This is a genomic window from Collinsella aerofaciens ATCC 25986 (assembly GCF_964259375.1).
GTDB lineage: Bacteria > Actinomycetota > Coriobacteriia > Coriobacteriales > Coriobacteriaceae > Collinsella > Collinsella aerofaciens_BO.
On record NZ_CAXVJM010000020.1, the window covers coordinates 24,931 to 34,459 of the forward strand.

General features: G+C 59.2%; 7 protein-coding genes and 1 tRNA gene. 3 read left to right on the forward strand and 5 right to left on the reverse strand.

Annotated elements, in window-relative coordinates:
* Window positions 1-41: 41 nt before the first annotated feature.
* From glgD to glgB, 4 genes are all read right to left on the reverse strand, one after another.
* A complete protein-coding gene (gene glgD, locus ACEXKH_RS08570; protein ID WP_161161389.1) occupies window positions 42-1,169 on the reverse strand; it encodes a glucose-1-phosphate adenylyltransferase subunit GlgD in 1,128 nt (375 codons plus the stop codon).
* A gap of 4 nt (window positions 1,170-1,173) precedes the next feature.
* Window positions 1,174-2,322, reverse strand: coding sequence for a glucose-1-phosphate adenylyltransferase (locus tag ACEXKH_RS08575; protein WP_373573795.1), 1,149 nt, complete (start codon window positions 2,320-2,322; stop codon window positions 1,174-1,176).
* Window positions 2,323-2,429: 107 nt separating this feature from the next.
* Window positions 2,430-4,856, reverse strand: a complete 2,427-nt coding sequence (locus ACEXKH_RS08580; protein WP_373573796.1) for a glycogen/starch/alpha-glucan phosphorylase — start codon at window positions 4,854-4,856, stop codon at window positions 2,430-2,432.
* A gap of 94 nt (window positions 4,857-4,950) precedes the next feature.
* On the reverse strand, window positions 4,951-7,212 hold the full coding sequence (gene glgB, locus ACEXKH_RS08585; RefSeq protein ID WP_373573800.1) for a 1,4-alpha-glucan branching protein GlgB: 2,262 nt from the start codon (window positions 7,210-7,212) through the stop codon (window positions 4,951-4,953).
* Window positions 7,213-7,543: 331 nt separating this feature from the next.
* Between glgB and ACEXKH_RS08590 the strand changes: the two genes are divergently transcribed.
* The 3 genes from ACEXKH_RS08590 (at window position 7,544) to ACEXKH_RS08600 (ending at window position 9,114) form a co-directional block, all read left to right on the forward strand.
* On the forward strand, window positions 7,544-8,233 hold the full coding sequence (locus tag ACEXKH_RS08590) for an HAD family hydrolase (protein ID WP_373573797.1): 690 nt from the start codon (window positions 7,544-7,546) through the stop codon (window positions 8,231-8,233).
* Between the two features lie 9 nt (window positions 8,234-8,242).
* Window positions 8,243-8,908 carry a thiamine diphosphokinase gene (locus tag ACEXKH_RS08595; RefSeq protein ID WP_373573798.1) on the forward strand — a complete coding sequence of 222 codons (666 nt, stop codon included), beginning with the start codon at window positions 8,243-8,245 and terminating at the stop codon, window positions 8,906-8,908.
* Between the two features lie 130 nt (window positions 8,909-9,038).
* Window positions 9,039-9,114, forward strand: a tRNA-Ala gene (locus tag ACEXKH_RS08600).
* Window positions 9,115-9,132: 18 nt separating this feature from the next.
* Here ACEXKH_RS08600 and ACEXKH_RS08605 read toward each other — a convergent pair.
* On the reverse strand, window positions 9,133-9,529 hold a 397-nt coding region (locus tag ACEXKH_RS08605), incomplete at its 5' end, for a hypothetical protein (protein ID WP_373573799.1).

Genomic DNA, 9,529 nt, shown 5'->3' on the forward strand with positions numbered 1-9,529 from the left:
CGGCTATTCTACATGTTACGAGCGATGTTGCGGTGCCTACGTTAATGCACGATGGTGGTATCGGGAGTTAACGGGGCCTTGCCCAGCACCAGGATGTTCTCGGGCGTGCCGCGAAGCTCGGTGTTGGTGGGAACCACGTTGTTCTTGTCCAGGATGGCATTCTCAACGCGGGCGCCGCTCTTGATAATGCAGCTCTGGTTGATGATCGAGTTGGTCACCGAAGCGCCTTCCTCAACCACAACGCCGCGCGACAGGATCGAGTTGCGCACGGTGCCCTTTATGATGCAGCCGGCCGAGATGATCGAGTTGCACGCGTGGCTGCCAGTCGCATAGCGCGAAGGCGGCACGTCGTGAGCCTTGGTCAGAATCGGGCGCTCGGGGTCAAAGAGCTGGTCGGCCACGGTCTGGTCGAGCAGGTCCATGCTGCGGCGATACAGCGACTTCTCGCTAAACACGCCCACGACCTCGCCCTTGTACTCGTAGCTGCACACATCGATGTTGCCAAAGTCGCCCTGGAGTGCCTCGAGCAGGTCCAGATAGTCTGCGGCCTGGTAGTGGTCGATGATCTCGAGCAGCGTCTCGCGGTTGACGATGCAGCAGTCCATAGAGGCGTTGTCGCCGTACACGACGCCGGCGCTCACGCCCGTCAGGCGGCCGTTCTCGTTAATCTCGAGCTTGGTCTCGTCATCGACGTTGCGCGTGGCCTTGCAGTACACCACGGTCATCTGGGCACCGGAGTTCTCGTGCGCGTCAATGATGGTGTTGAGGTCCATGTTAAAGATGATGTTGGTGCCCATCATCACGACATAGGGCTTGTCCGAGCGCTGGAACAGCGTCTTGTTGGAGATGATGTCGCGCAGCAGGAAGCGCATACCGCCCTTGGTGGTGCCATACGCGTTGCCGGGCACCATGAACAGGCCGCCCTTCTTGCGGTCCAGGCCCCAGTCCTTGCCCGAGCCCACGTGGTCGATCAACGAGCGGTAGTTGCCCGGCATGACGACGCCGACGGTCTTAATGCCGGCATTCATCATGTTGGACAGCGGGAAGTCGATCAGGCGGTAGCGGCCCAAAAACGGAACGGAGGCGATGGGGCGGTCCTTGAGCAGCACGCTGCCGTAGGTCGAAGAGTAGTTAGCGGTGATATAACCGATGGCCTTGCGATTGATCATCGGATCATTCCCCCTTCCCGATAACGACGTCATTTCCAACGACGGCCGTATCCTTGGTGGTATCGACAGAGCCGAGCTTCACGCCCTCTTCGACCGTGGAGTTCTCGCCCAAAATAGCGCGGCAGATGTGCGCGCCGCTCTTAACGTGCGCACCCGGCAGCAGCACGGAGTCCTCGACCACGGCGCGCTCCTCGATGATGACATCGGTCGAAAGGATCGAGTGGCGAGCGGTGCCGTAGATCTTGCAGCCGTTGGAGACCAGGCAGTCGTCCAGGCGGCCGTCCGGGCCAATGTAGTGCGGCGGACGCGTGGTGATGTTGGACATGATGGGGAAGTTCTTGTCAAACAGATCGAACTCGGGGTTGTTGCCCAGCAGGTCCATCGAGGTCTCGTGGAAGCTGGCGATGGTGCCGACGTCCTTCCAAAAGCCGTGGAACTCGTAGCTGTACAGGCGCTTGCCCTCGCCGAGCAGCTTGGGGATGATGTCCTTGCCAAAGTCGTGGCTCGAGCGCTGGTCCAGAGCGTCCTGCTCGAGCGCCTCGATCAACACGTCGGCCGAGAAGATATAGATGCCCATGGACGCGAGGTTCGAATCGGGCTTCTCGGGCTTCTCGGTAAACTTGGTGATGCGGCCGTCCTCGGGGTCGGTGGTCAGGATGCCAAAGCGGCTGGCCTCCTCCCACGGCACGGGCATAACGCTCACCGTGAGGTCGGCGTTGTTCTCAATGTGCGTCTTGAGCATCTTGCGGTAATCCATGCGATACAGGTGATCGCCAGACAGAATCAGGACGTACTTGGGGTCGTTGGCCTTGATGTAGTCGAGGTTTTGCGTAATGGCGTCGGCCGTGCCCGCATACCAGGCGCCACCGGTCTGCGTCTCGTACGGCGGCAGGATCGACACGCCGCCGTCGCGGCTGTCCAGGTCCCAAGCCTCGCCAGAGCCCACATAGGCATGCAGCAGGTAGGGGCGATACTGCGTCAGAACGCCCACCGTGTCGATGCCCGAGTTGGAGCAGTTGGAGAGCGAAAAGTCGATAATGCGGAACTTGCCACCAAAGCTAACCGCCGGCTTAGCGATTTTTTGGGTGAGTGCCCCCAATCGGCTGCCCTGTCCTCCTGCGAGGAGCATCGCGATGCATTCTTTCTTACTCATCGATTTCTCCTTCTGTCATCGATGTTTCTAACCCATTAGCGACGGGCGCGGCGCTCGGTCGCGCCCGTCGAGTAATGCCGTGCTGGCATAAGGGAGCTAGCGCGCCTTTACGCGTGCCAGATCTCGTCGCGGTACTCGCGAATGGTGCGGTCGCTCGAGAACCAGCCGGAGGAGGCGGTGTTGAGCAGCGCCTTGCGGTTCCAGGTCTCCTGGTCGCCGTAGCTGCCGGTGAGCTTCTCCCACGCATCCACGTAGCTGCGGAAATCGGCCATGACCAGGTCGGGGTCGTTGTTGTTCATGAGCTCGTTGTAGATGCTCTCGAAGTTGCCCGAAAGACCCGCAAAGGTGTTGTCCTTGAGCTCGTCCATCACGCGGCCCAGACGCTCGCGATCGTTGTTGAGCGTATCCCACGCAAAGTAGCTATTGGATGCCCAGAGCTTCTCGACCTCGGGAGCGGTCAGGCCAAAGATGGCCTCGTTCTCGCGGCCGGCCAGGTCGGCGATCTCGATGTTGGCGCCGTCGAGGGTACCCAGCGTAATGGCGCCGTTCATCATGAGCTTCATGTTGGACGTGCCCGAGGCCTCCTTGCCGGCCGTGGAGATCTGCTCCGAGATCTCGGCGGCGGGGTAGATGAGCTGGGCGTTGCTCACGCGGAAGTTGGGGATAAAGCAGACCTTCATGACCTCGTTGACGCGGGCATCGTTGTTGATGACGTCGGCCACGGAGTTAATGAGGCGGATGGTCTCCTTGGCAAAGGTGTAGCTCGAGGCAGCCTTGCCGCTAAAGATGAAGGTCGTCGGCGTTACGTGGAAGTTGGGATCGGCGATGCGACGGTTGTAGATGTCCATCACCTTCATGATGTTCATGAGCTGGCGCTTGTAGGCGTGGAAGCGCTTAACCTGAACGTCGAAGACGGTGTTGGGGTCGATGACCAGACCGGTCTCGGCCTTAACGTAGGCGGCCAGGCGCTCCTTGTTGGCGCGCTTGGAGGCACCCACGGCCTTCAGGAACTCGGTGTCGTTCTGGAACTCCTTGAGCTTTTCCAGCTCAAAGGCGTCCTTGAGCCAGCCGTCGCCAATGGCCTCGGTTACGAGCTTGGCATAGGTGGGGTTGGCCTCGGCAAAGAAACGACGATGCGAGATGCCGTTGGTCTTGTTGTTGAACTTCTCGGGCGTTAAGGCATAGAAGTCCTTGAGCACGATGTTCTTGATGATGTCGGAGTGGATCTTGGCCACGCCGTTGACGCTGTGGCTGCAGATCACGGACAGGTTGGCCATGCGGATCTCGCCGTCCCACAGAATGGCGGTCTGGCGCAGACGCTCCTGCCAGCCTTCCTGCGTGGTGTCGAACGACTCGTGCCAACGACGGCTGATCTCGTCGATGATCTGGTACACGCGGGGGAGGAGCTTGGAGAATGTGCCGATGTGCCACTTCTCCAGAGCCTCGGGCAGGATGGTGTGGTTGGTGTAGCTCACGACCTGCGTCACGATGTTCCAGGCGTCGTCCCACTCGAGCTTCTTCTCGTCGATGAGGATGCGCATGAGCTCGGGGCCGCACATGGCGGGGTGGGTGTCGTTGGTGTGGATGGCCACAAACTGCGGCAGCAGCTCCCAGTTCTCGCCGTGCTCCTTCTCAAAGGTGTCGAGCAGGCTGTAGATGCCGGCCGAGACAAACAGGTACTCCTGCTTCAGGCGCAGCAGACGGCCGTGCTCGCCGGCGTCGTTGGGGTAGAGGATGGCGCTGATGGCCTCGGCCTCGGCGCGCTCGGCATCGGCCAGGGCGTAGTCGCCGCGGTTGAAGGCCTCAAGGTCAAAGTGCTCCTCGACCGGCTCGGCAGCCCAGACGCGCAACTTGTTGACGGTCTCGCCGGCATAGCCCACCACGGGGATGTCATAAGGGACGGCCAGGATATCCTGCGTGTCCACCGTGCGGTAGAACGTGCGGCCGTTCTCTTCAAAGCCCTCAACATGACCACCAAACTTAATGGTCACGGCCTTGTCCTGACGACGGACCTCCCAGGGATAGCCGTGGGTGAGCCACTCGTCGGTGGCCTCGACCTGGCTGCCGTTAACGATTTCCTGCTTAAACAGGCCATAGCGGTAGCGCATACCGTTGCCGTAGCCGGCAATGCCCTCGGCTGCCATGGAATCAAGGAAGCATGCGGCAAGGCGGCCCAGGCCACCGTTGCCCAGCGCCGGATCGGGCTCCTGGTTCTCGATGACGGACAGGTCGAAGCCCATGTCGTCGAGCGCCTCGGCGACCATGTCGCGCACGCCAAAGTTGAGCAGGTAGTTGTCGAGCAGGCGGCCGATCAAAAACTCGATCGAGAAGTAGTACACGCGCTTTTTGCCCTCGGCGGTGGCGCGGGCGTCGCTCTTGGTGGCAACGGTGCGCGCCTTTTCGGCCACGAGCTTGGCCAGGGCGTTAAAGCGGTCGAGGTCGCTGGCGGCCTCGACGCTCTTGCCGCTAATGCTCATGACGGCATCGCGATAGAGCTCGGTAAACTCCTGCTTGTTGTCGAAGATCTTATTCATACGTTCCTTTCCCCCGGGGATGTTTCTCCCGGAACGGTTATGACTTGTATCCTACGCCCTGTCGGGGCGGGTGATTACAGCTGTAACGGCTTTGTTACGCTTTCTTGGCAGGAGCCTTAACAGCTGCTGCCTTGGCCTTGGAAGCAGCCTTTTTGGTGGTTGCCTTCTTGGTCGTGGCGGACTTGGCCGAAGCCTTGGCGGCGGGCTTTACAGCCTTCGCCTTGGCCGGAGCCTTCTTGGCAGTCGCGGCCTTGGGCTTCACCGAGGACGAACGCTTCTTGGGCGCAGCCTTGGGCTCCTCAACCACCGGCGGCTTGTAGCTGCTGGGACCGCGGCGCTTAAGCACCACACCTGCCAGGCCGGGCACCTTAATCTCGATGGAGTCCATCTGCCCGTTCCAGGGATAGGGCTCGCTCGAGCAGGTGTAGGGCTCCTCGCCGGCATAGCCGCTGCCGCCAAACTCGGGACGGTCGGAGTCAAAGATGACCTCCCAGTCACCCTCGCGCGGCACGCCCACGCGGAAGCTCTCGTAGCTCGCCGGATCAAAGTTGATCAGGATCACCAGGTCGTCATCGACGTCCTCGCCCTGACGTACAAAGCTCACGATGGACTGCTTGGAGTTGTCCGCATCGATCCAGGTAAATCCGTCGTCGGTGTAGCCGCGCTCGTACAGAGCGGGCTCGGCGGTGTACAGGTGGTTGAGCGCCTTGATAAACGCCTGATGATGACGGTGGGTCTCGTACTCCTCGGTCAAGAACCACTGGATGGACTCGTAGTAGCGCCACTCAATAAACTGGCCGATCTCGTTGCCCATAAAGTTGAGCTTGGCACCGGGGTGCGTCATCTGGTAGAAGGCCAGCGTGCGCAGGCCGGCAAACTGGCGCCACCAGTCGCCCGGCATGCGGCCGATCAGAGAGCACTTGCCGTGCACGACCTCGTCGTGACTGAGCGGGCAAATAAAGTTCTCGGTAAAGGCGTACATGATGGAGAACGTGAGCAGGCCGTGGTTGCCGGGGCGCCACGGAAAATCGGTCTGCATGTAGTGCAGGGTGTCGTTCATCCAACCCATGTCCCACTTGTAGTGGAAGCCCAGGCCGCCGTCCTGCGGCGGATAAGTCACGAGCGGCCACGCGGTGGACTCCTCGGCCATCATCATCACGTCGGGGTAGTGCGCCTCCACGGCGCAGTTGACCTGGCGGATAAACGCGCTGGCGTCCAGATCCTCCTCTGTGCCGTATTTGTTGAACTTCTTTTGGCCGGGATCGTCGATGCCAAAGTTGAGGTACAGCATGCTGGACACGCCGTCCATGCGAATGCCGTCCACGTGGAAGTTCTCGAGCCAGTACAGCACGTTGGAGACCAGGAAGGATCGGACCTCACCGCGGGCGAAGTCGAACTTGTGCGTGCCCCAGTTGGGGTGAATTTCGTGCTCAAACAGCATGTGGCCGTTAAAGGTGGCAAGTCCGTGGGAGTCGGCGCAAAAACCGCCGGGTACCCAGTCCATGATCACGCCGATGCCCGCCTCGTGGCACGCATCGATAAAGTGCATGAGCTGTTGCGGGTTGCCGTAACGCGACGTGGCGGCATAGTAGCCAGTCGTCTGGTAGCCCCAGGAGCCATCGAAAGGATGCTCCATGAGCGGCATGACCTCGATATGCGTATAGCCCATGTCGCGCACGTAGTCCACGAGCTCCACCGACAGGTCGTCGTAGGTGTAGAACTCGCCGCGCTGCGCGGGGAAGGGATCCATGGGGCCGGGGTAGTTGCCATACTCGTCCGGCTCGCCCTGCGGCGCGTCGCCGTGACGCTTCCACGAGCCAATATGCACCTCGTAGATGTTGAGCGGCTGCGACATGTGGTTGTGGCTGGCGCGGCGCTTGAGCCATGCGGCGTCGTTCCACTGGTAGCCATCGAGGGTCCACAGCACGCTGGCGGTACCCGGAGGGCACTCGGCCTTAAAGGCATACGGATCTGCCTTGTAGAGCTTTTCGCCCTCGTTGGTCTCGATAAGGTACTTATAGAGTTGGCCCTGCTCGGCACCAGGAATAAAGCCTTCCCAAATAGCGCTCGTATGCATGGGCACCAGCGGGTTGGCTTCCTCGTCCCAGTCGTTAAATTCACCAATGACGTGGACGCTCTTTACGTCGGGCGCCCAAACGCAAAAGCGCCAGCCGCGCGTACGGTTCTGCGTGTCGGGATGCGCGCCCATCTTTTCCCAGCTGCGCTCCCACGTGCCGATGCCAAATAGGTAGACATCGTCCTTGGTGAGCTCCGGTGCGTGCGGAGCCGGCTTGCGGGTAGCAGGCTTTTTGGTTGCTGGCTTTAGCTTTGTATCGCTCACGTTTGATCCCATCATGACGCGGCAGCGTGTTGCCTTGGTGACTAGATGCGAAAGGTCCAAGGCTGCACGAATCGAAGGGACGGCGATAGTTCTATGATTCGTTCCACCTCGCGTGCTCGGTGGAACTTTCGGCAGAAACTACGATAACACCTGTACGTTGGTTTTATGGACGAAAGCGGATTTGCGAGGGCGTTTAATCGGTAAGCGACATGTTTATACCACTGGCAGAATTGCCGTGGTAAAACCCTTGACAGTTTTACCAATTAGGGTTTCAAAACTGATAGGCTTACGTTTGGTAAAACGTTTTTAGCAGGTTGTTTACCATTTGACATCGAAAGGTTCGTATATGTCCCATACCGCCGCTCCCAAGGTTGCTTTTATTTTCGATTGCGATGGCACGTTGGTTAACAGCACCCCCGTCTGGGGCTATGCGCAGCTCGAGTTATTGCGCCGTCATGGCATTGATGGAACGGTCGACGATTTTGCCCAGTTTGAACATCTTTCGCTGGAGGACGAGTGCCAGGCCTACCACGACACGTGGGGCATTGGCACGAATGGCGAGGAAGTTTATCGCGAGCTGGGCGAGATTTTGATTGATGGGTACTCCAAGGTGCCGCCGCGCGAGGGGCTCCTGGCATTTTTGGAGCAGGCGAAGGCGGCGGACATCGCCATGTGCGTTGCCACGTCCACGCCGGTCGAGCTGGTGCGGCCCGCGCTCGCCGGTGCCGGGCTCGACGCGTACATGGAGTTTGTTACCACGACGGACGAGGCGGGACGCTCCAAGCAGTTCCCCGATGTGTACGAGCTGGCGTTGCGTCGCCTGGAAGAACGCCACGGGCACAAGTTTAATCGCAGCTGGGTGTTTGAGGATGCCGTCTTTGGACTTAAGAGCTCTGGCACTGCAGGCTTTAAACGCGTGGGCATCTATGACCCGCACGGCCGTATGGAGCGGGACGAGGTTTGCGATAACTGCGATATCTTTATCGACAGCTATGAGGACCTGGACCTGGCCCGTGTGCTTTCGTTTGAGGGCTAGGCGAGGACCGTGGCTTGTAAAGTATTAGTGGTTTGTGGCTCGCCGGTGCTGGCGAGCCCCAAGTTACTGTGCCACCTGGCGGGGGAGTGCGACCACATCGTAGCCGTAGACCGCGGCCTGGACGCCCTGTTGGGCGCTGGCCTGAGCTGCGACGTCTACGTGGGAGATGCCGACACCGTAAGCGATGAGGGACGCGCTCTGGTCGATGCCGCTGCCGATTTTGAAGTAGAACGCCACAACCCCTACAAGGACTATACCGATCTGGCGCTGGCGCTCGATTCTGTCCGCCGCCGTTGGCCGGGCGCCGAAGTGATTGCGACCTGCGCCATCGGCGGCCGCCCGGACATGGCCCTGTCTGTGTTAGGGCTACTGGCAGACTATACGGACGCCCCCGTCTGGATCGAAGAAGACAAAGTGACGGCCAGAATCCTGCACCAAGACGAGACCTGGACCATTGAAAACGCCGAGGGCAAAACCTTCTCCATCATCGCCATCGCTCCCAACACAGAGATAAGCGAACACGGCCTTGAATGGGAGCTAGACCACAGCCCACTAGGCCTGTTAGCCGACACGGGCATCAGCAACATAGTAAAATCCACCGCAGAGATAACCGTCCACCAAGGCGTCGCAATAGGTTATTTACTCCATCAGGGTTTTATCGGGACGGTGGGTTAATTAGCTAATTTTGGCAAAGCCAAAAATAGCTAATTCAGCCCCGTCCCAGGAAAACCCGTAAGGCAGGGCAACAGCCCAAAAAAAGTCCTTGCATCAAAGGAAACATTCCCCTATAGTACTACCTCGTCACGGGGGCGTAGCTCAGCTGGGAGAGCGCTTGACTGGCAGTCAAGAGGTCAGGGGTTCGATCCCCCTCGTCTCCACCATCGTGAATGCAAGGCCACTCAATCGAGTGGCCTTTTTTTATTTGCATACGATATTAAGTGGCCTGAACTGCGTTTTTGCAAAATATGCAAATTGCTTTCCTGTTCAAGTTCGCCGTCAGCTGTAGTTGTCGCAAAATTTGCGACAACTACACCCCAAAAAGTTGCGCAATTACCTTCCCGGTTTTGTACAAAGTTTGTTAGCCAAGCATAATAGTTTGAGCAATTCACACCGCCAGCGATACAACTCAGGCAGTAATCGTCAACCCACGCACCCCCATAAACCTGCGGCAATGTGTGTAAGATGACACGATATCCCCCATAACCACGGCAAATAAACAGGTTGATTTTCAATCTCAACGCAACAGCCTGAACGGACCCCGCGTTTCCGCAGCTATCGCAACGCGGAAATAGCTCC